The 21,015-nt window shown below is 55.3% G+C and carries 15 protein-coding genes and 3 tRNA genes; all 18 read left to right on the top strand.

All coding sequences use genetic code 11. The annotated features are described in order from the left end of the window. Positions 1-11: 11 nt before the first annotated feature. Positions 12-1,295: a dihydroorotase gene (locus tag ACFSW5_RS12860; protein ID WP_379273541.1), complete on the top strand. Its 1,284-nt coding sequence runs from the start codon at positions 12-14 to the stop codon at positions 1,293-1,295. A 39-nt stretch (positions 1,296-1,334) separates the two neighbouring features. Continuing rightward, complete coding sequence (locus ACFSW5_RS12855; protein ID WP_379273539.1) at positions 1,335-2,480, top strand: carbamoyl phosphate synthase small subunit; 1,146 nt, start codon at positions 1,335-1,337, stop codon at positions 2,478-2,480. After that, complete coding sequence (gene carB / locus ACFSW5_RS12850; RefSeq protein ID WP_379273537.1) at positions 2,467-5,688, top strand: carbamoyl-phosphate synthase large subunit; 3,222 nt, start codon at positions 2,467-2,469, stop codon at positions 5,686-5,688. Before ACFSW5_RS12855 ends, carB begins: the two co-directional genes overlap by 14 nt. A 126-nt stretch (positions 5,689-5,814) precedes the next feature. Further along, positions 5,815-6,546 carry an orotidine-5'-phosphate decarboxylase gene (gene pyrF, locus ACFSW5_RS12845; protein WP_379273534.1) on the top strand — a complete coding sequence of 244 codons (732 nt, stop codon included), beginning with the start codon at positions 5,815-5,817 and terminating at the stop codon, positions 6,544-6,546. Further along, entirely contained in the window at positions 6,539-7,186 is a 648-nt protein-coding gene (gene pyrE / locus ACFSW5_RS12840; RefSeq protein ID WP_379273532.1) for an orotate phosphoribosyltransferase, read from the top strand. The genes pyrF and pyrE overlap by 8 nt, the downstream gene beginning before the upstream one ends. Positions 7,187-7,431: 245 nt before the next feature. After that, positions 7,432-9,165, top strand: coding sequence for a methyl-accepting chemotaxis protein (locus ACFSW5_RS12835; RefSeq protein ID WP_379273530.1), 1,734 nt, complete (start codon positions 7,432-7,434; stop codon positions 9,163-9,165). Between the two features lie 204 nt (positions 9,166-9,369). Next, positions 9,370-10,089, top strand: a complete 720-nt coding sequence (locus ACFSW5_RS12830; protein WP_379273527.1) for an ABC transporter ATP-binding protein — start codon at positions 9,370-9,372, stop codon at positions 10,087-10,089. Beyond that, complete coding sequence (locus ACFSW5_RS12825; RefSeq protein WP_379273524.1) at positions 10,055-11,110, top strand: efflux RND transporter periplasmic adaptor subunit; 1,056 nt, start codon at positions 10,055-10,057, stop codon at positions 11,108-11,110. Before ACFSW5_RS12830 ends, ACFSW5_RS12825 begins: the two co-directional genes overlap by 35 nt. A gap of 3 nt (positions 11,111-11,113) precedes the next feature. Continuing rightward, positions 11,114-14,002 carry an ABC transporter permease gene (locus tag ACFSW5_RS12820; protein ID WP_379273522.1) on the top strand — a complete coding sequence of 963 codons (2,889 nt, stop codon included), beginning with the start codon at positions 11,114-11,116 and terminating at the stop codon, positions 14,000-14,002. Positions 14,003-14,005: 3 nt separating this feature from the next. Continuing rightward, positions 14,006-14,899, top strand: coding sequence for an ABC transporter ATP-binding protein (locus ACFSW5_RS12815; protein ID WP_379273520.1), 894 nt, complete (start codon positions 14,006-14,008; stop codon positions 14,897-14,899). Positions 14,900-14,907: 8 nt separating this feature from the next. After that, on the top strand, positions 14,908-16,446 hold the full coding sequence (locus tag ACFSW5_RS12810; protein WP_379273518.1) for an ABC transporter substrate-binding protein: 1,539 nt from the start codon (positions 14,908-14,910) through the stop codon (positions 16,444-16,446). Between the two features lie 61 nt (positions 16,447-16,507). Then, positions 16,508-16,672: a hypothetical protein gene (locus ACFSW5_RS12805; protein WP_379273515.1), complete on the top strand. Its 165-nt coding sequence runs from the start codon at positions 16,508-16,510 to the stop codon at positions 16,670-16,672. Positions 16,673-16,916: 244 nt separating this feature from the next. Continuing rightward, positions 16,917-16,993: transfer RNA gene (locus ACFSW5_RS12800), tRNA-Met, on the top strand. Between the two features lie 31 nt (positions 16,994-17,024). Continuing rightward, positions 17,025-17,101 (top strand) — tRNA-Ile (locus ACFSW5_RS12795). A gap of 15 nt (positions 17,102-17,116) precedes the next feature. Next, positions 17,117-17,202: transfer RNA gene (locus ACFSW5_RS12790), tRNA-Leu, on the top strand. 303 nt (positions 17,203-17,505) lie between these two features. Beyond that, positions 17,506-19,080 (top strand): extracellular solute-binding protein, encoded by a 1,575-nt coding sequence (locus ACFSW5_RS12785; protein WP_379273513.1) that lies wholly within the window; start codon positions 17,506-17,508, stop codon positions 19,078-19,080. Between the two features lie 31 nt (positions 19,081-19,111). After that, positions 19,112-20,074, top strand: coding sequence for an ABC transporter permease (locus ACFSW5_RS12780; RefSeq protein WP_379273508.1), 963 nt, complete (start codon positions 19,112-19,114; stop codon positions 20,072-20,074). Between the two features lie 50 nt (positions 20,075-20,124). After that, the gene (locus ACFSW5_RS12775) at positions 20,125-20,997 is read left to right on the top strand and encodes a carbohydrate ABC transporter permease (RefSeq protein ID WP_379273506.1); all 873 of its coding nucleotides are present in this window, start codon (positions 20,125-20,127) and stop codon (positions 20,995-20,997) included. Positions 20,998-21,015 lie beyond the last annotated feature (18 nt).

Below are 21,015 nucleotides of genomic sequence, written 5' to 3'. Positions count from 1 at the left end.
GTGAACGAACAATGACATTATGGATTATGGGCGGCAGCGTATGGAACGAAGCCTCTGGCCGATTGGAGAACAAGCATATCCGGGTGGAAGGGGCAACAATCGCGGAAATCGTCGACGGCTCGGCGGCGCCGGATACCGGTTCGGCCGAAGTGATCGACGCGACCGGAAAGCTCGTTTCCGCCGGCTTTATCGATATGCATGTCCACTTGCGCGATCCGGGGTTTGAATATAAGGAAGATATCGAAACGGGAACGAAATCGGCGGCGAAAGGCGGCTTTACGACGATCGCTTGCATGCCGAATACGAGGCCGGTGACGGATACCCCGGAAACGGTGCAATATGTGCTTAACAAGGCGAAGGAAGCCGGAGTCGTTAAAGTGCTGCCGTACGCCGCGATCACCAAAAACGAGCTTGGCCGCGAGCTGACGGATTTCGCCGCGCTGAAAGCGGCCGGCGCGATCGGATTCACGGATGACGGCGTCGGCGTGCAAAACGCGCAAATGATGAAAGACGCGATGGCGCTTGCGAAATCGCTGGATATGCCGGTGATCGCGCATTGCGAAGACGACTCGCTTGTCAAAGGCTTGTTCGTCTCGGAAGGCGAGTTCGCCCGCAAAAACGGGCTGAAGGGCATTCCGAACGAGTCCGAAGCGATCCATGTCGGCCGCGACGTGCTGCTGGCCGAAGCGACGGGCGTTCACTACCATGTATGTCATGTGAGCACGGAGCAATCCGTACGCCTTATCCGTCTGGCGAAAAGCATCGGCGTCAACGTCACCGCGGAAGTATGTCCGCATCACCTCGTATTGTCCGACGAAGACATTCCGGGGATGGACGCCAACTGGAAAATGAACCCTCCGCTCCGCACGCCGCGCGACGTGCAGGCGGTCATCGAAGGGCTTGAGGACGGCACGATCGACATGATCGTTACCGACCATGCCCCGCACAGCGCCGAGGAGAAAGCAAAAGGAATGCAGCTTGCGCCGTTTGGCATCGTCGGGTTTGAAACGGCGTTCCCGCTCTTGTACACGAAATTCGTGTTGACCGGCAAATGGACGCTCGGCTTCTTGCTCCGCCGAATGACAGCCGATCCGGCAAAAGTATTCCGCCTCGCGGAAGGCCGGCTGGAAGAAGGCGCTCCGGCCGATATTACGATCATCGATTTGGACAGCGAAAGAACGGTCGTTCCGGAAACTTTCGCTTCGAAAAGCAAAAACACCCCGTTCGGCGGCTGGAAGCTGCAAGGTTGGCCCGTGGCAACCGTCGTGAACGGGAAGGTCGTCTGGTCCGAGTAACGGTATAAAACGCAAACGAACACCTGAGGAGTGATACGGATGGAAGCAAGATTATTGTTGGAAGACGGCACGTTGTTTACGGGTCTTTCGTTTGGAGCGGAAGCCGAAACAATCGGAGAGGTCGTATTTAATACAGGCATTACCGGTTACCAGGAGGTTATCTCCGACCCTTCCTACTGCGGTCAAATCGTGACGATGACTTATCCGCTCGTAGGCAACTACGGCATCGCTCGCGACGACTTCGAGTCGATCCGCCCGTTCATTCACGGCTTTGTCGTGAGACGGCACGAGCCGGTGCCAAGCAACTGGCGCGCTCAATATACGCTTGACCGTCTGCTGAAGGAATACGGCATTCCGGGCATCAGCGATATCGACACCCGCATGCTGACGCGGAAGCTGCGCCATTACGGCACGATGAAGGGCGTCTTGACCACCGGGAAGGAGCGCATCGAAGAGCTTCGCGAACGGCTGGCGCTGACGCCGATGATGAGGGATCAGGTTGCGCGCACGTCGACGAAGCAGCTGTTCTCCAGCCCGGGCGAAGGGGAGCGCATCGTTCTGATGGATTTCGGCGCGAAAAGCGGCATCCTGCGCGAGCTGACGAAGCGCGGCTGCGACGTCGTCGTCGTCCCGCATGACACGACCGCGGACGAAATTCGCCGCCTTGCTCCGGACGGCATTCAATTGTCCAACGGCCCCGGCGACCCGAAAGACGTTCCGCACGCCGTCAAGACGATTTCCGAGCTGCTCGGCGAATATCCGATCTTCGGCATTTGCCTTGGCCACCAGCTGTTTGCCTTGGCTTGCGGCGCCGACACGACCAAGCTGAAATTCGGCCATCGCGGCGGCAACCACCCGGTGAAGGAGCTCGAAACCGGCCGCTGCTACATCACTTCGCAGAACCACGGCTATACCGTTCTCGAAGATTCGGTCAACGGAACGGATCTGGTCGTTACGCATATCAACAACAACGACAAGACGATCGAAGGTTTGAAGCATAAACGTTACCCTGCCTTTACGGTCCAATACCATCCGGAAGCGGCGCCTGGCCCGTACGACTCCGGCTATCTGTTCGATCAATTCCTGGATATGATCCGCGAACATAAAAAATCGAACCCACAAAGACCTCGCCAAGCGGTGCTTGCGGAGACGTTGAAAGGAGAGCTTCAGTATGCCCAAAAATAAAGAGTTGAAAAAAATTCTCGTCATTGGCTCCGGTCCGATCGTGATCGGGCAAGCGGCCGAATTCGACTACGCCGGAACCCAGGCTTGCCAAGCGCTCAAGGAAGAAGGCTACGAAGTCGTTCTGATCAACAGCAATCCGGCAACGATTATGACGGATACGAACATGGCCGACAAAGTGTACATCGAGCCGATTACGCTAGACTTCGTTACCCAAATTATCCGCCAGGAGCGTCCGGACGGCCTGCTGCCTACGCTAGGCGGTCAGACGGGCCTCAACATGGCCGTCGAACTGGCCAAAGCGGGCGTGCTTGAGCGCGAAGGCGTCAAGCTGCTCGGCACGCAGCTTTCCTCGATCGAGCAGGCGGAAGACCGCGATCTGTTCCGCGCTCTCATGAAGGAGCTGGATCAGCCGGTACCGGAAAGCACAATCGTTACGACCGTCGAAGAAGCGGTGACGTTCGCGAACGAGATCGGCTACCCGATCATCGTTCGTCCGGCCTATACGCTTGGCGGTACGGGCGGCGGCATTTGCTCGAACGAAGAAGAATTAATGGAAACGGTCGCTTCCGGCATCCGTTACAGCCCGATCAATCAATGCTTGATCGAGAAGTCGATCGCCGGCATGAAGGAAGTCGAATACGAAGTGATGCGCGACGCGAACGACAACTGCATCGTCGTCTGCAATATGGAAAACATCGACCCTGTCGGCGTTCACACCGGCGACAGCATCGTCGTGGCGCCAAGCCAAACGCTGTCGGACCGCGAGTATCAAATGCTTCGTTCGGCATCGCTTAAAATTATCCGCGCGCTGAACATCGAAGGCGGCTGCAACGTGCAATACGCGCTTGACCCGTTCAGCTACCAATATTATGTCATTGAGGTAAACCCGCGGGTGAGCCGTTCCTCGGCGCTTGCTTCCAAGGCAACGGGCTACCCGATCGCCAAGATGGCGGCCAAAATCGCGGTAGGCTACACGCTGGACGAGCTGGTCAACCCGGTAACGGGCCAAACGTACGCTTGCTTCGAGCCGACGCTCGACTATATCGTCTCGAAAATTCCGCGCTGGCCGTTCGATAAATTCGTCAGCGCCAACCGGAAGCTGGGAACGCAAATGAAAGCGACCGGCGAAGTGATGGCGATCGGCCGTACGTTCGAGGAATCGATTATGAAAGCCGTCCGTTCCCTTGAGATCGGCGTTCACCGTCTCCATCTGAAGGACGCGGCGGCCATCGACGAGGAGACTCTCCGCGCCCGCCTCGTGAAGCCGGACGACGAACGGCTGTTCCTCGTCGCGGAAGCTTTCCGCCGCGGTTATTCGCTGCAAGAGCTGCAAGACTTGACGAAGATCGATTGGTGGTTCCTCGATAAAATTCAAGGCATCGTAGCGTTCGAGGACGAACTGCGCCGCGAGCCGGCATTGTCCAAGGAAATGCTGTACGCCGCCAAGCGCAAAGGATTCACTGACCGTTCGATCGCGGAAATCCGCCGCGAAGGCTTCCCGAACGGCAAATATACGGACGAGCACGACGTCCGCGCGCTCCGTCTGGAGCTCGGCATTAAGCCGGTTTACAAGATGGTCGACACGTGCGCCGCGGAATTCGAGGCGACGACGCCATACTACTATTCGACTTATGAAATCGAAAATGAAGTAACCGAAACAAACAAGGAGAAGGTGCTTGTTCTCGGTTCCGGCCCGATCCGCATCGGCCAAGGCATCGAGTTCGACTACTCCACCGTTCACGCGGTCTGGGCGATTCAGAAGGCCGGTTACGAAGCCGTTATTATTAACAACAATCCGGAGACGGTATCGACCGACTTCAGCACGTCCGACCGGCTTTACTTCGAGCCGCTGTTCTTCGAAGACGTGATGAACGTCATCGAGCAGGAGAAACCGATCGGCGTTATCGTGCAGTTCGGCGGACAAACGGCGATCAACCTGGCCGCTCCGCTGGCGAAAGCGGGCGTACGCATTCTCGGCTCCAGCCTGGAAAGCATCGACGCCGCCGAAGACCGCAAGAAGTTCGAAGCGCTGCTTCGCAAGCTGAACATCGCGCAGCCGCAAGGCAGCACGGTTACGAGCGTGGACGAAGCGGTAGAAACCGCGCAGAAGCTCGGGTATCCGGTTCTGGTCCGTCCTTCTTACGTCCTCGGCGGTCGCGCCATGGAAATCGTGTACTCCGATCAGGAGCTGCTGAGCTACATGGAAGTAGCGGTCAAAATCAATCCGGAGCATCCGGTCTTGATCGACCGTTACATGCTTGGCAAAGAGGCGGAGGTCGACGCGATCTGCGACGGCGAAACGGTTCTGATTCCGGGTATTATGGAGCATGTCGAGCGCGCCGGCGTTCACTCCGGCGATTCGATCGCGGTTTACCCGCCGCAATCGCTGTCCGAGCACATTAAAGGACAGATCGTCGACATTACGGTCAAAATCGCCAAAGAACTGAAAGTCGTCGGACTTGTCAACATTCAATTCGTTATTCACAACGACAACGTCTACGTGATCGAGGTTAACCCGCGTTCGTCCCGGACGGTGCCGTTCCTGAGCAAAGTTACGGATCTTCCGATGGCCAACCTGGCGACGAAAGCGATTCTTGGCGCGAAGCTCGCGGATCTCGGTTATACCGACGGGCTGTGGAGAGAATCCGATTACGTTGCGGTTAAAGTGCCGGTATTCTCGTTCGCGAAGCTTCGCCGCGTCGACCCTACGCTGACGCCGGAGATGAAATCGACGGGCGAAGTCATGGGCCGCGACGAGCAATACGCGAAGGCGTTGTACAAAGGCCTCGTAGGCGCAGGCATGAAAATTCCGCAGCAAGGCGCGATTATCGCGACGGTAGCCGACAAGGATAAAGAAGAAGCGACCGAATTGCTGAAGGGCTTCTACCAGCTTGGGTATAAAATCATTGCAACCGGCGGAACGGCGGCAACGCTTGAAGCGGCCGGCGTGAAGGTGGAGCATGTGAACAAGCTGAGCGAAGGTTCGCCGAACATTCTCGACCTGATTCGCGAAGGCAAGGCTCATTTCGTGGTCAACACGTTGACCAAGGGCAAAACGCCAGAGCGCGACGGCTTCCGGATCCGCCGCGAAGCGGTCGAAAACGGCGTCGTATGCATGACTTCGCTCGACACCGTTCGCGCGCTGCTCCGCATGCTGGAGACGATCAACTTCTCGTCCCGTCCGATGCCGGTACTGCAAACGAAATAAACCGATATCGAGGATGCGTTCGAAAAAATGACGGTCAAACGCTGCAATCCGCGTCCGGCCCGGCTTCTTGCCGGTCGACCGCGGTAAGGCGATTGGCCGTTTATCATGAAAGGGGCATGGATAAGCATGTTGAACCGAGAGCAGGCCGCCGGCCGGATTATGGTGGCGCTCGATTATCCGGACAAGGAAGCCGCCGGCAAATTGCTCCGCGAGCTGGAGGGCATTCCATGTTACATGAAAGTAGGCATGCAGCTATTTTACGCGGCGGGCCCCGCATTCGTGGAACAGCTGAAGAAACAAGGATATAAAGTGTTTCTCGACGTGAAAATGCACGATATTCCGAACACGGTCAAAGGCGGCGCGAACAGCGTAACGAAGCTTGGCGTCGACATGTTCAACGTTCATGCTGCCGGAGGGTCGGCGATGATGCGGGCGGCGCTCGAGGGCGTCGACGCCGCCGTGCCGGCGGGAGGCAAGCGGCCGGTCGTCATCGCCGTTACGCAATTGACCAGCACAAGTGCGGCCGTCATGAACGACGAGATCGGCATCGCCGGCTCCGTGGAGGATGCCGTGCTCAGGTACGCCAAGCTTGCGAAAGAAGCGGGGCTTAACGGCGTAGTCGCTTCCCCGGCGGAAGCGAGCGCGGTCAAGGCGGCATGCGGCGATTCGTTCTGTACCGTAACGCCGGGCATTCGCCCGACCTGGGCGGCCGCGGGCGACCAGTCTCGCATTATGACCCCACGCGAAGCGCTGGCTCAAGGGACCGATTATATGGTTATCGGCCGTCCGATAACCGCTGCGCCTTCCCCGCGGGAAGCGCTGGAATCCATATTGAAGGAGCTTACGACGAATGAGTAACGTAACCTTGAACGAACTGCCCAGTCTGATTGCGACGAAATTGCTGGAAATCGAAGCGGTAGCTCTTCGGCCGAACGATCCGTTTACTTGGACTTCGGGGCTGAAGTCGCCGATTTATTGCGACAATCGCCTGACGATGGCGTATCCGGAAATTCGCGAACTTATTGCCGAAGGCTTCGCGGCGGTCATTCGCGAAAACTACCCGGATGCCGAAGTGATCGCCGGCACCGCGACGGCCGGCATTCCTCACGCGGCATGGGTTGCGCAGAAGCTCAATCTGCCGATGGCGTACATTCGCGATAAAGCGAAAGGGCACGGCAAGCAAAACCAGATTGAAGGACGCATTGCGCCCGGACAAAAGGTCGTCGTGATCGAGGATCTCATCTCGACGGGCGGAAGCTCGCTGAAGGCGGCTCTTGCGGTACGCGAAGCGGGCGCCGAAGTAAAAGCGGTAGTGGCTATTTTCACTTACCAATTCGAACAGGCGGCATCCGCTTTCGCGGAAGCCGGCATTCCATTGGCGACGTTGTCCAACTACACGGCGCTTATCGATGAGGCGGTCAAGCTGGGCAAAGTCGCTTCGCAAGATGTAGCGGCCCTGCAAGGATGGCGCGAAGATCCGCAATCGTACGGCAAATAAGCCGGACCGACCTTCCCGCGTTTCAATCGTTAGCGTCTGCATCGTCTTTTCGAAGACGTGCAGGCGCTTTTTTATGCCATCTGCGGGCGGTGAAGGCCGGGACGAACCCGGTTACGATTTTCTCGAGACGACCACAAATATTTTTAAAAAAAACTGTCGAAAACGTTCTCAGGCCGATACGGAAAAACCGATATATATTACACGGGTCTATGCGATTTACATCTAAAGAGGGGGATGAACGGGCAGTGTTCAAAGTAAGTCTCAAGTGGTGGCTAGGGGTTATTGTTACAATCCCGATCGTTATGTACGGGTACACAAGCATTACTATGGTCGGGCAAATGCAAAATAATGCGAATGACTTGAAATCAAGCCTTTACGATACCTCTTATCAGACCAATTCATTTATTTTAAATGCGGACCGGGATATGTATCAAGCGATTCTGGCGTTCTCGAACATTGCCGAAGGCCGCTTGGATCCGTCGGCGGCCAAGCTGGAGCTCGAAACGATGAACCGGAACATCCAGGAAGTGATGGAGCGGCTCGGCAACGCGCAGGCGATATTGGAGACAAAAGACGTGTCCGGCTTAAGCGACCCGGACGTGATGGAAGGCAAGCCGTTAGGCGAGCTGGTCGCCGAATTTAACGACAGCTTCGGCAAGTGGACGGAAGCGGCTGCGCAAGCTGCGGCCGATGGACAAGCCGCGCAGGAGGAGCCGGCCATTCTCGGACTCTTCGCCCAAAGCCGGGAGAACCTGGATGCGATCGGCCAATTGCTCGACGGTTACTCCAGGGAAGAGATGAACCGGATTTCCGGCGAAATCGAGATGATGAGAAACATCGTTTTCGTTGCCGCTATCGTCATTGTTGTGGTCATGGCTCTGCTCGCCTATTTTGTGCTCAGGTCCGTTATTCGTACGCTAGCCTCGGTTGTATCCAAGACGTCCCGCGTGGCGGCCGGCGATTTGACGATTGAACCTGACAAAAAATACAGACGCAACGAGCTTGGCGATATTGCGAGGTCTGTCGACCAAATGATCGCGGCGATGAACCGGCTGATCGGAGGCATTACGGCTAGCGCTCGCGAGGTTGAGCGTTCTTCCCTCCAGCTTGCGTCCGCTTCGCAGCAATCGGCCGCCGAAGCGGAGAAAGTCGCCGCAACCGCCGGCGAGATGACCAACGGGACTAAAATCCAGGCCGGCGTAGCGAAAGAAACGGCCAAAGCGATCGAAGAGATGACGATCGGCATCGGGCGGATCGCCGCCAACACATCGACGATCGCGGATCATTCGATGTCCACCTCCGATCAGGTCGATCAAAGCCTGGAAGCGCTCCGCAGGCTGCTGGAGCAGATGGAGAACGTCAAGCAGGAGATCGAACAGCTGGCAAACACGATCGGTTCGCTCGAAATCCGTTCGAAAGAAATCGGGCTGATTGCGGACAGTATTACGTCCTTTGCAAGCCAGACGAATATTTTGTCGTTGAACGCATCGATAGAAGCGGCCAGAGCCGGCGAGTTCGGGAGAGGTTTTGCCGTCGTGGCGGAAGAAATCCGGAAATTGGCGGCAGGTTCGCTCGAGTCGGCGGAAGGAATCGGCGAGCTCGTCTCCAAGACCCGAATGGAAATCAGCGGAGCGTCGGGTTCGATGAACCGGACGACGGAAGCGTTCGAGCTGGGCGGACAACGCGTCGCCGAGCTGAAGCGAAGCTTGGACGCCATTATGCTGTCCATGTCCCAAATGACGGAACAACTGCAAGAAAACTCCGCGATTACGGAACAAATGTCCGCAAGCTCCGAAGAAGTAAGCGCGGCGATGGAGCAATCGGCTTCCGCCGCCGCTTCGAATCTGGATTTAACGGAGCAGGTTGCGTCCTCGATCGACGAGCAGCGGAAGCTCGCTGCGCATATCGCGGAAGAAGGATCGCACTTGAACGATATCGTCGCCCAATTGAAAAACGAAGTCAGCAAGTTTAAAGTATAGCGATTTTGTCCGGAAAGTCCCGCTTATGAAGCGGGACTTTTTTTGCCTAGATCGAAAGAAGCCGATTTTGGAACTATGGATATTTTAGAAAAAAGTTGAAATGCAACGTAACATTTCCGCCGCATGCAGCGTCTAAAAAATTGTATATGAGAATTATGAGTTGGGGAAAGAGGCAAGCAGGAGAAAAAGGGGGAGGAACGCAAGATGAGCTTGCAGCAATCGAACGCGGCGGATGAAGCGGCGGACGGCCGCAAGGACAAGCTGCTGACGGTTTCGAACGTGGAGCGTACCTTCCAGGTCGGAGGCGCGCCGCTGCACGTCTTAAAGGGCATCAATATGGAATTGAGGCCGAAACAGCTCGTCATGCTGCGCGGGCGTTCGGGCTCGGGCAAAACAACGCTGCTGAACAGTCTAGGCGGTCTGGATATGCCCAGCAAAGGAGAGATTTGGTTCGACGGCCGCCCGTTCCATAGCATGAACGATCACCAGCGGACACTCGTAAGGCGCAAGGACATCGGATTTATTTTCCAGGCTTTCGCGTTAATGCCTTTGCTGTCGGCGAAGGAAAACGTAGAGCTGTCGCTGCGGATGGCCGGCGTGAAGAAGTCGCTCTGGAAGGAAAGAGTGGAGCATTGCCTGGCGATGGTTGGACTGGAAAAACGGATGCACCACAGGCCGTTCGAGTTGTCGGGCGGCGAACAGCAGCGCGTGGCCATCGCCAAAGCGATCGCGCACCGGCCGAAGCTGCTGCTTGCAGACGAGCCGACGGCGGAGCTGGATACCGGCATGGCCGCGCAAATTATGTCCGTATTTCAAACGATTATCCGGACGGAAGAAGTTACGATTTGTATGACTACTCATGACCCTACAATTTTGGAGGTTGCCGATCATGTTTACGAAATGGTGGACGGGAAGTTTATTTAAGGGAGCGGCGGCCGTCGCTTTAGGCGCTTCGCTGGCGTTTACGAGCGCATGCTCGCTGCTCCCGGACGAGGGAGAGGAGGAAGTGCTTCCATCCATCGCGCCGCCGCAAATCTCGAAGAAGCCGGAATACGAAGTGACGACGGCAACGCTGGAAACGAAGATTCAAGTCGTCGGCAAGATGCTCTCCTCGAAGGAGGAGCCGCTTTATTTCACGCTGGAAGATAAAAACTTGAAAGCTTTGTACGTCAAAAGCGGAGACCAGGTAGCCGCCGGCCAGCTCATCGGCGAGCTTGACGTGGACGAATTGCAGAAGCAGCTCAAGTCGGAACAGCTTGCTTTCCGCAAGGAAGAGCTGTCGATGAAGGAAACGATGCGCAATAAAGACACGATGGATCCGATCGAATTCGAGGAGCTGTCGATTGCCTTCGAGGAGAAGCGCCAAGGAATCGCCGATCTGCAGGAGGAGATCGCCAAAGCGAAGCTGACGGCTCCGTTCGCCGGCACCATCCTGGACGTCAAGGTGGAGAAAGGCGATGCGATTACGGCTTATAAGGCGATTGCGACGATTGCGGATACAAGCGTGCTGATTCCCGCCGCGAAGCTGACGAAGGATCAGTTGTCCAAAGTTGCGGTCGGCATGCCCGTCTCGGTCAGCATCAACAATATCGGAACGGTCGAAGGCAAGGTGAAGCAGCTGCCGCTTGCGACCGAATCGGATTCGGAGAACGGCAACGAAGAGGACCTCGAACGCTTGGAAGATTTCATGCACGTAGAGCTTAACGAAATGCCCAAAGGGCTGACGCGCGGCATGCCGCTGTCGATCAGCATCATTATTAACCGCAAGGAGAACGCCATCGTCATTCCTCCGTCCGCCTTGCGTACGATCGGATCGCGAACGTACGTGCAAGTGGTGGACGAAGAAGGCAAACGGGAGGTCGATGTGGAGGTAGGCCAGCAAACGGCGACGCAGATCGAAATATTGCAGGGGCTGACGCCGGGGCAGAAAGTGGTAGGTCGATAGCCGATGGGTATTCCGCTGTTTCGATTTTTATTCCGCAAAATGTGGAATACGCGCTGGCTTACGGTCAGCACCCTCATGGGCCTTATTATGGCGGTCGCGTTTGCGACCAGCATTCCGATGTATGCGGACGGAGCGCTTAAGCGCGTCGTTTCCGAATCGCTTAAGGAAAAAAGCGAAGGACTCCCGGCCGGATCGCTCCTTATGCGTTATCAAGCGCCGGGAGGGACGAAGACCGACCCCGGACAGCTGAATGACGTGGACGGCTATATCGGGAATGAAGTGCCGCAGCTTATCGGCTTCCCAAGCCAAACTTACGTCCGAAGCTATTCCATTCGGGGCACGGACGTCGTACCCGAAGATCCGACCAAAGTGGACGCCAGCCGGAGCCGCCAGCTGACGATTTCGACGATGTCGGGGCTGCAGGAGAAGACGGAGCTGACGCAAGGCGCTTGGTTCTCCGAAAGCGGGGAGAGCGGCGGCGTCCTGGAGGCGGTCATGCTTGAAGAAGCGATGTACCGCAACGACATTCATGTCGGAGACGTTTTCGAGTATCCCGTTTACGGCGGGCTGAACTTGACGTTAAAGGTCAAAATCGTCGGGGTTTACAAGCCGGCAAACGACACGGACCCGTATTGGTTCCAAGGTCTGGAATCGCTTATGAACTCGATTCAAATCAGCGAAGCCGCTTTCGAAGGCTTGATGACCGAGGACAACGTACCGATCCAGAACGCTTCGTGGTATTACGTGTTCGATCTGTCCGACATCCAGACGAGCGAGCTGAATCCGCTCGGCCGGACGCTCGAGAGGCTAAACGTCGAGCTTTACCAGAAGCTGCAAAACACGAAGGTGGAAATTTCGTTCGCTTCGACGCTTAGCGAGTTCCGGGCCCAAAGCCTGCAGCTGCAGACGATGCTGTTTACGCTTGCCGCTCCGATGCTGGCGATGGTGTTCTATTTCATTGCCATGAACGCACGTCAAGCGCTTGACAAGCAGCGGAGCGACATCGCGGTATTGCGAAGCAGAGGCGCGGGTACCCGGCAAATTATATGGATTTATTTACTGGAAGGGCTGCTGCTTGGAGCCGTCGCGCTGGCGGCCGGCCCGTTCCTCGGATGGTTTATGGCGAAGAGCATCGGTTCGGCCAACGGCTTCCTCTCTTTCGTCAACCGGAAATCGATTCCGGTAGGCTTCGGCACGGAAGCGATCATTGCCGGAGGCGCTGCGGTGCTGCTTGCGATTCTTGCGACCGTCATCCCGGCCGTCCTGTACGCCCGCTCCTCCATCGTCAGCTATAAACGCGAGCTGGCGCGGTCGGACCGCGGACCCGTCTGGCAAAGATGGTTCATCGACGTCGCGTTGCTCGGTCTTGCCGGCTACGGCTGGTATTTGTTCAACGAGCGCCAGATGCTTACGTTCCAGACCGGCATGACGACCGACCAGCTTAACGTTCAGCCGTTTCTGTTTTTCGTGCCGGCGTTGTCCATTTTTGCCATCGGCTTGTTTTGCTTAAGGCTGTTTCCTTGGCTGCTCAAGCTGTTTAATCTGCTCGGGCGCAAGTTTCTCCCGGTGCCGCTTTATTTGACGCTTACGCAGCTTTCCCGTTCGTCCAAAGGCTATTATCCGCTTATGATTTTGCTTATATTGACGCTGGGACTCGGCGTGTACAACGCTTCCGCGGCGCGGACGATCGATTTGAACTCCGAGGAGAGGACGCTGTACCGGTACGGAACCGACGTCATCATTCAGACGGTATGGGAAAGCACGGCCGAATTCGCGAACCCCGGCAATAACGGAGGCGGGGGAGGCAACGGCGGCGGTAGCGGCGGTGGCGGCAATGGCGGAGGAGGCGGAGGAGGCGGAGGAGGCAACGGCGGTCCTCCGACGCCGACAAAAATTTTATACAACGAGCCTCCGTTCGAAATATTCCGCAAGCTGGAAGGCGTGAAAGCGGCTGCCCGCGTCCTGCAAACGAACGCGAGCATCGTCGTCTCCGGCCGCTCCATCGGCCAGGGGACGGTCATGGGCATCGACAATGTCGACTTCGATGACGTCGGCTGGTTCCGCGAGGACTTGTATCCGGTCCATCCGAACTATTATTTGAACAATCTCGGGTATTACGAGAACGCGGCGATCATTCCGACGGGCGTTGCCGAGAAGTATCAGCTTAAGCTTGGCGACGCGATTACCGCCGGGTTCCCGGACGGAAGGCTGGAATTCGTTATCGTCGGCATATTGCCTTATTGGCCTAGCCAATATCCGGATCAGTCGCCGTTCATTATCGCGAATCTCGATTATATTTACGACCAGCTGCCTATCATGCCTTACGAAGTGTGGCTCAGCATGGAGGAAGGCGCGAAGGTCGCTCCGATACTGGAGAAGCTGGCCGAGCAGAACATTGCGGTAGCGTCCGTGGAAGACGTGCGCAACGAGCTGCTCACGCAGGCGAAACATCCGACGAGGGGCGGCATATTCGGCATCTTAAGCCTTGGCTTCCTCGTATCGGTCATCGTCACGCTGGTCGGATACGTGCTCTATTGGTTCTTCAATCTGTCCGGCCGCGTTGTTCAGTTCGGCGTTCTGCGCGCAATGGGGCTTTCGAGAGGACAGCTGACGGGTATGCTGCTGCTCGAACAATTGCTGACGGCCGGATTGTCCATCGGTCTCGGCATCGGGATCGGCAAGCTGACGAGCGTGCTGTTCCTTCCGTTCCTGCAAACTGCCGAGAACGTGACCGATACGGTTCCGCCGTTCCGGGTCGTGTTTAATTCGCAGGATATGCTGCAGCTTTACGGCGTCGTCGGCTTCATGATCGTCATCGGAGCCATTCTGCTCTTCCTGCATATCCGCAGGCTGCGCGTTCATCAAGCGGTCAAAATGGGAGAGGAGCGATAGACGATGATCGAATGCGAAGGACTAGTCAAAATTTACAAAACGGACGATTTGGAAGTCGTTGCGCTTCAAGGCCTCAACCTGAAGGTGGAGGACGGGGAGCTGATGGCCATTATCGGCAACAGCGGAAGCGGCAAATCTACGCTGCTGAACATATTGGGCGGGCTGGACCGCCCTTCCGCCGGGCAAGTGACGGTCGGCCCTTGGGATTTGCTCAAAATCACGGAAGAACAGCTCGTCCAGTACAAACGCGAAACGGTCGGTTTTATTTGGCAAAATAACGCGCGCAATCTGCTTCCGTATTTGTCGGCGCTCGAAAACGTGGAGATGCCGATGATGCTTTCAGGCAAAACGGACCGCGCTTATGCCAAGCAGCTGCTTGAGTGGGTCGGCTTGAAGGAGCGGATGCACAACAAGCTCCACCAGCTGTCGGGCGGCGAACAGCAGCGGGTCGCCATCGCGATATCGCTCTCCAACCGGCCGAAGCTGCTGCTTGCCGACGAGCCGACCGGCTCGGTCGATACGGCCACGTCGGATATGATCATGGGCATATTCCGGCGGTTGAACCGCGAGCTTGGCGTCACGATCGTCATCGTTACTCACGATTTGTCGCTTGCGGGCAAAGTGGACCGCGTCGTTGCGATCCGCGACGGCTTGACCAGCACGGAATTCATCAAGCGAAATCCGAATATTATTCCGGGTGGGGGTGAGGCGGCATCTTCAGAAGAAACGAAAGGATTGCAATCTTCCGTGCATGAAGCCTACGTCGTCGTGGACCGCGTAGGGCGCCTGCAGGTACCGAAGGAATATTTGACCGCTCTGAACATTAAAGACAAGGCGACGATGGAATTTGACGGCGAGCGAATCGTCATTACGCGGCCGAAAACATTGGGGGAGTGAAGTAGCGAATGACTGGAAAATGGAAATGGATCGGCAAGCTGGCCGCAACGGCCGTTTCGGTTACGATGCTGACGGGGCTTATTTCCGCTTGCAGCGGCGGCGGGGATCAGTCGGCCGAAAATAGAGTGCTTCGCATCGGGGTGTTATACGGCGAAGCCAATAACGATTCCTGGGTGCGCGAGCAATATACGAACACCTATGAATATACGCACCCGAATATCGATATCGAATTTCAATTTGCGGTCGATTACAGCGCCAGCCGGTTCGATAACCCGAACGGGGAAAACGAAAAGCAGCCCGACACTTACGAGCAGCTGACGAAAATGCTTACCGGCGACAACCCGGTTGACGTCGTTATTTTCGACTACAACTATTTGAAGCGCCTGACGCAGGATAATTTGCTCAAGCAGCTTGATCCGCTTATTACGCAGGATAAATTCGATATTTCCGACTACGTTCCGACCGTGGTCGACGGGATCAAGGCGGCTTCGGGCGACAACGCCCTCTATGCGCTTACGCCGACGTTCAATTCTTCGGCTCTCTACTACAATAAGACGATGTTTACCGAAGCGGGCATCGATTTTCCTACGGACAACATGACTTGGGACCAAGTGTTCGAACTGGCCCGTTTGCTCAGCAAGGGCGAAGGCGGGGAGCGTCAATTCGGCATGACGTTCAATCGCTGGGGATCCGACGGTTATTACGACATGCAAACGTACAGCGCCCCGCTAGGCTTGAAAAAATGGGACGACAAGCTGGAGCGCATGACGGTTAACGAGCCGGGCTGGCAGAAGGTATGGGAAACGATGACCGGCTTGTACAAGGATCACGTCGTTCCGACGCAGGAAGATATGTCGCTTGTCTACGAAAGCATGAACAAGCAAAACGCCGACGGCAGCTACTATTCCAATCCGATTGGCGGCGACCTGTTCTTGCTTGGCCGGACGGCGATGACCATCGGCGAATACTACTATGCAAACGAAATTAAAACGACGATGGACAACGCGTCGAAAATTCAGGATTTCAAACCGTTTGAATGGGACGTCGTCACGATGCCTTCGCATCAAGAAATGCCAGGGGTTGGCAATGTGTATTTAAGCGATCTGATGGGCATTAACGTTAACGCGCCAAACGCGGACGATGCATGGGATTTCATCAAATTTACGAACAGCCGGGAGTGGGCGGAGCTGAAGTCGCGCAACAATTACCAATTGACCGCCCGCAAAGAGTTCATCAAGCCGCGCGACGGTTTAACCTTCAATATCAACGCGTTCACTTCGGTGAAGCCGATTCCGCCGCAATCCACCGATACGGAGAAGCAATTGCGGGAATACCCGCGGCTTTACGAGGCGGAGCAGCCGGCGTACCAACTGTTCCAAGAAGTCGTGCAAGGGACGAAGACGGTTGAAGAGGCGCTGGCGCAGTGGGAAACGGAAGGCAATAAAATATTGACCGAAATCAAAAACGCTCCTGCGAGTCCGGCCGAAGGCGAATTGAAGCCGGCAGCCGACGGCGGCGGTACCGCAGAGGCGGTTCCGGTCGGTTAAATGACGCATGTATCCCTCCTTGTTTGGGGAAATATAACCTCAAACAAGGAGGGATTATTCGATGAAATGGATTTATTGGGTTCGGCTTTACGATACGAAGTTTCAAGCGGGCTGCCTTGTCCGCCGAATGGAAAACGACTGGTGGATTTACGGCTACGACTGCCCGAAGGAAATCGAAGTGTTCCGGTCCCGCAAAGGAAAATACGGCGTCCGTTATGTTCCCTGAATGAAATCATAAATAAAAAGATGCCAATTCTTCCTTATATAATTTAAAAAAAATGCTTGACTTTATACGGTAGGTTCATGTATATTTAATTTTGTCGCCGTTCGAGTTTGATCTTTTCTGACCTGATCAGAAAGTTTAGTTTCGACACTCGTTTTTGTGATTGGCGATATAAAACTGCCGCTGAAAGGCGGTCGATCGTCCTTGAAGAACTTCGATCGAAGGTTTTCAGACAGACGGTTATTAACGCGGGGTGGAGCAGCCCGGTAGCTCGTCGGGCTCATAACCCGAAGGCCGCAGGTTCAAATCCTGCCCCCGCAACCAACCTTACGAGAAATGAACAATCATATTGTCAGGGCCCTTAGCTCAGTTGGTTAGAGCGGTCGGCTCATAACCGATTGGTCGGGGGTTCGAGTCCCTCAGGGCCCACCATTGAACACACAACCTGCCGGGGTGGCGGAATAGGCAGACGCACAGGACTTAAAATCCTGCGGTTGGTGACAACCGTACGGGTTCGACCCCCGTTCCCGGCATACGGATTGTGGAAAAAATCGCAAAGCCTTCGTTACGGGCTTTGCGATTTTTTCTATCTAATTTCATTATTTTTCGCTGCGACCGGCATACCGGAGCTCTGCGATTGGCCAAGGTAATCTCAATTGGCTAATCGCGGAGCTTTTTTATTTGAACATTGGCCGCATAGAGGCTGCAAAAAAATCTAATTGCAGGAAATGAAGCCGTTTCATATAGTGAATAAAAGCTTCCTGGCCAGGATTTAGCTTTCATAATTCCGATAAAACCAATGGGACAACTAATATAAAGGAGCCGTGAGAGGAACCATGACCAAATCAACAAACCGGGTTTACTTATCGATCTCTGCCGTGCTGGCGGTTATGCTGCTGCTGTTAACGGCCTGCGGCGGCAACGGGGCAGCCGTCGACAATAACAAGATCGGGGAGGATGCAGCCGACGATGTGCTCGAGTTAAGCATTATGACGATAACGCCCAGCGCCGTTCCCGCTGCGGACGACAACGTCATTAAACGCGCGATTGAAAAAGCGACCCATTCCAAAATGTCTATTCAGTGGGTTTCCAACAATGTTTATACCGACAAGCTTAACTTGACGCTTGCTTCCGGGGATATTCCCGACTTGATCATGATCAACGACCCTTTCAACAGCACTTTTACCAAGATGGTGTCGCAAGGCGCGTTCTGGAATATAACTCCATACGTTAAAGATTACCCGAAATTAGTGAACGGTATCCCCGCGAACGCCTGGGAGACGACCAAAGCGTCCGACGGAAACAATTACGGCATTCCCCGGCCAAGACCGGTAACCGGAGAATCGTTTTTTATTATACGCAAAGATTGGTTGGACAAGCTGGGACTCGAAGTGCCGGATACGACGGACGAATTGTTCGCGGCGATGCAGGCCTTCGTGGAACGGGATCCCGACGGCAACGGAAAAAAAGACACGACGGCGCTCGCCGCTTATATTAGCCCGGACGATCTGGGCTGGGGCGGAAACATCGGACCGGTGCTTGGGGCGATCGAAAGCTCGTTCACCGGCGTAAACGGCCATTGGAAGTGGGATGAAACGCACAACAGCTTGGTGTATACGGCGTTGCTGCCGGAAACGAGAGAATCGCTTCTTTACTTGTCCAAGGCTTATAAAGCCGGCATGATGCCGGAAGATTTGCTGTCGCTCAAGCTGAACCAGGCGCGCGAATTGTTCAAGCGCAATCAGGCGGGCATAATCGTCGACAAGACCGGCACGATGCGCAACATCTATGCCGACGAGCTCAAGAAGGTCGACCCGAACTTCAAGTATACCGATTTTTATCCGCTGACGAATTTGAACGGGTACAATCCGAAAGGATCCGGCTATAACGGGATTCTCGCGATCCCGAAATCGGTGCCGGAAGATAAGATGAAGCGAATCTTGAAGCTGATTGACACTTGGATGAACGAAGAGGTGTTCAACATTCAGCGGTTCGGTCTGGAAGGGATTCATTATAAGGTCGTAGACGGCAAAAAAGTGGTAGACGAAGAGAAACGGAAAGCCGACAATGCCTCGGACTTCAACCATATTGTCAATGTCATTCATTTGCCGGTCGAAAAGGCGGAAGGAACGGAAGAGGAAGTTGCGGCAAGCGAGCTGTTCGAGAAGGTCGAATTGGAGCGCGATAAGACAAGCGTTCCGGACATTGCCGCAGGTCTGCAGTCCGAGACCGGAAAGGCGATATTGCCGGATTTGAACAAAAAAATGCAAGATTTGAAGGCCAAAATCATTATCGGCCGCGAGTCCATAGAAGCGTGGGACGCTTTCGTGAACGAGATTAAGGAAGACGAGCGGTTCAAAGCCATGACGAGCGAAATGACGGCAGCCTACAAGAAACGGACCGGTCAATGAGCATAGCGAAAAGGAGCTGCCGACCATAAACATGACGGAACATCCATTGGGGGTCCAAGCAGTGCGCGGCAGCGGCCGGAGGAGCAAAGCGGGGAGGCTGCTTTCCCGATTTAAGCGAGACCGCGCGTTGTATCTGCTTGCTCTGCCGGGCATCGTTTTCTTTCTTATCTTTAAGTATGTTCCGATGTGGGGAATCATTATCGCTTTTCAGGATTATTCCCCCTTTCAGGGAATTGCGGGGAGCGAGTGGGTGGGGCTTCGGCATTTCGCCGCCTTGTTCTCCAATCCGGATTTTTCGTTGTTGTTCCGCAACACCCTTGCGATCAGCCTTTTGAATTTGCTGTTGTTTTTTCCGTTTCCGATACTGATCGCCATCTGCTTGAACGAGCTGCGGAGCGCCGCGTTTATGAGAGTGATCCAGACGGTCATTTATTTGCCGCATTTCCTGTCATGGGTCATTATCGCAGGGTTGACGTTAGTTTTGTTTGCGAAAGGAAACGGGCTTGTCAACGAGCTGCTTGTACGGATGGGACTGTCCAAAGCCGACTTTCTGACGAATCCGGACGGCTTCTGGCTGATGGTGACGCTGCAGGCGATCTGGAAGGAAGCCGGCTGGGGCACGATCGTATTTCTGGCGGCTATGGCCGGCATCGATCCGAAGCTGTACGAAGCGGCCAGGATCGACGGCGCCGGCCGGCTGCGCCAGATTCGGCATATCACGCTGCCCGCGATCCGGACGGTCATTATCGTGCTCCTTATCCTGCGGCTTGGCGACATTATGGAGGTTGGCTTCGAGCAAATTTTTCTCATGTATAACGGAGCGGTATCGGAAGTGGCCGAAGTATTCGATACCTATGTTTACCGGGTTGGGATCGAGAGGGGAGAATTCAGCTACAGCACCGCCGTCGGCGTATTCAAATCGGTTGTCGGGCTTGCGCTCGTTCTTCTGGCCAACAAGCTGGCGAAACGGATGGGCGGGGAAGGTGTTTTCTAATGGACGGCAATAAAACCCGGTTTGCCATATATGCGAAAGGATGTTGCGTTGTGAGAAGCCATCATTGGCCGGAGCGGCTCGGACAGTCGTTGAACGCGCTGTTTCTTGCGCTGCTTGCGATCGTCATGATTTTTCCCGTTTATTATGTGGTTGTCGTTTCGTTCACGGATCCCGGCGAATATTTAAGAAAGCGTATCGTCCTGTTCCCGGAGAACTGGTCTCTGGAAGCATACCGTTATTTGCTGTCTACTCCCGCGTTTCCGAGATCGCTTGGCAACAGCGCTTTTCTCGCGGTTGCCGGAACGCTGTTAAGCTTGGCCGTTTCCGCATCTCTCAGTTTTGCTTTGTCGCAGAAGCAATTTCAGTTCAGAAGAGCGATTATGCTGCTCATTTTACTGACGATTCTGTTTAATCCGGGCATTATTCCGAACTACTTGCTGGTGCGGGAGCTTGGTCTGATCAACAGCATATGGGCGTTGATCCTGCCGAGTCTTGCGAACGGGTGGACGGTGCTGCTGTTGAAAAACTTCTTCGACTCCCTTCCGGCCGAGCTGGTGGAATCGGCTTCGATCGACGGCTGCGGGGTTTTGCGCACCTGGTTCTCGATCGTTCTTCCGCTCAGTTTGCCGGCGCTTGCCGCTTTCGGCTTGTTTTTCGCCGTCGGATATTGGAACCAGTTCTTCTCGGCGCTGATTTACTTGAACGAAGCGGATAAATGGCCCATACAGGTGCTGCTGCAAAATATGCTGCTTAGCGCCTCCAACGTCGATCTCGTCGCGCCGGGGGAGCAGATCGAGGCACCGCCTACCGAAATGCTGAAGATGGCCGCGATCGTGACGGCGATAGCGCCAATTGCGGTCGTTTATCCTTTCCTGCAAAAGCATTTCGCCAAAGGCGCTTTGGTCGGTTCGGTTAAAGGTTAATCCCGAATGTATCCGTTC

Origin of the sequence: Paenibacillus thailandensis, from assembly GCF_042685365.1 — a bacterium.
Lineage (GTDB): Bacteria > Bacillota > Bacilli > Paenibacillales > Paenibacillaceae > Paenibacillus_AP > Paenibacillus_AP thailandensis.
This window is presented reverse-complemented; position numbering and strand designations above follow the sequence as displayed.

Coding starts and splice junctions, on each gene's coding strand:
- ACFSW5_RS12830 (WP_379273527.1), top strand. CDS start 9,370: ATGAGCTTGCAGCAATCGAACGCGGCGGATGAAGCGGCGGACGGCCGC.
- ACFSW5_RS12825 (WP_379273524.1), top strand. CDS start 10,055: ATGTTTACGAAATGGTGGACGGGAAGTTTATTTAAGGGAGCGGCGGCC.
- ACFSW5_RS12785 (WP_379273513.1), top strand. CDS start 17,506: ATGACCAAATCAACAAACCGGGTTTACTTATCGATCTCTGCCGTGCTG.
- ACFSW5_RS12820 (WP_379273522.1), top strand. CDS start 11,114: ATGGGTATTCCGCTGTTTCGATTTTTATTCCGCAAAATGTGGAATACG.
- carB (WP_379273537.1), top strand. CDS start 2,467: ATGCCCAAAAATAAAGAGTTGAAAAAAATTCTCGTCATTGGCTCCGGT.
- ACFSW5_RS12860 (WP_379273541.1), top strand. CDS start 12: ATGACATTATGGATTATGGGCGGCAGCGTATGGAACGAAGCCTCTGGC.
- ACFSW5_RS12780 (WP_379273508.1), top strand. CDS start 19,112: ATGACGGAACATCCATTGGGGGTCCAAGCAGTGCGCGGCAGCGGCCGG.
- ACFSW5_RS12805 (WP_379273515.1), top strand. CDS start 16,508: ATGAAATGGATTTATTGGGTTCGGCTTTACGATACGAAGTTTCAAGCG.
- ACFSW5_RS12810 (WP_379273518.1), top strand. CDS start 14,908: ATGACTGGAAAATGGAAATGGATCGGCAAGCTGGCCGCAACGGCCGTT.
- ACFSW5_RS12855 (WP_379273539.1), top strand. CDS start 1,335: ATGGAAGCAAGATTATTGTTGGAAGACGGCACGTTGTTTACGGGTCTT.
- pyrF (WP_379273534.1), top strand. CDS start 5,815: ATGTTGAACCGAGAGCAGGCCGCCGGCCGGATTATGGTGGCGCTCGAT.
- ACFSW5_RS12815 (WP_379273520.1), top strand. CDS start 14,006: ATGATCGAATGCGAAGGACTAGTCAAAATTTACAAAACGGACGATTTG.
- pyrE (WP_379273532.1), top strand. CDS start 6,539: ATGAGTAACGTAACCTTGAACGAACTGCCCAGTCTGATTGCGACGAAA.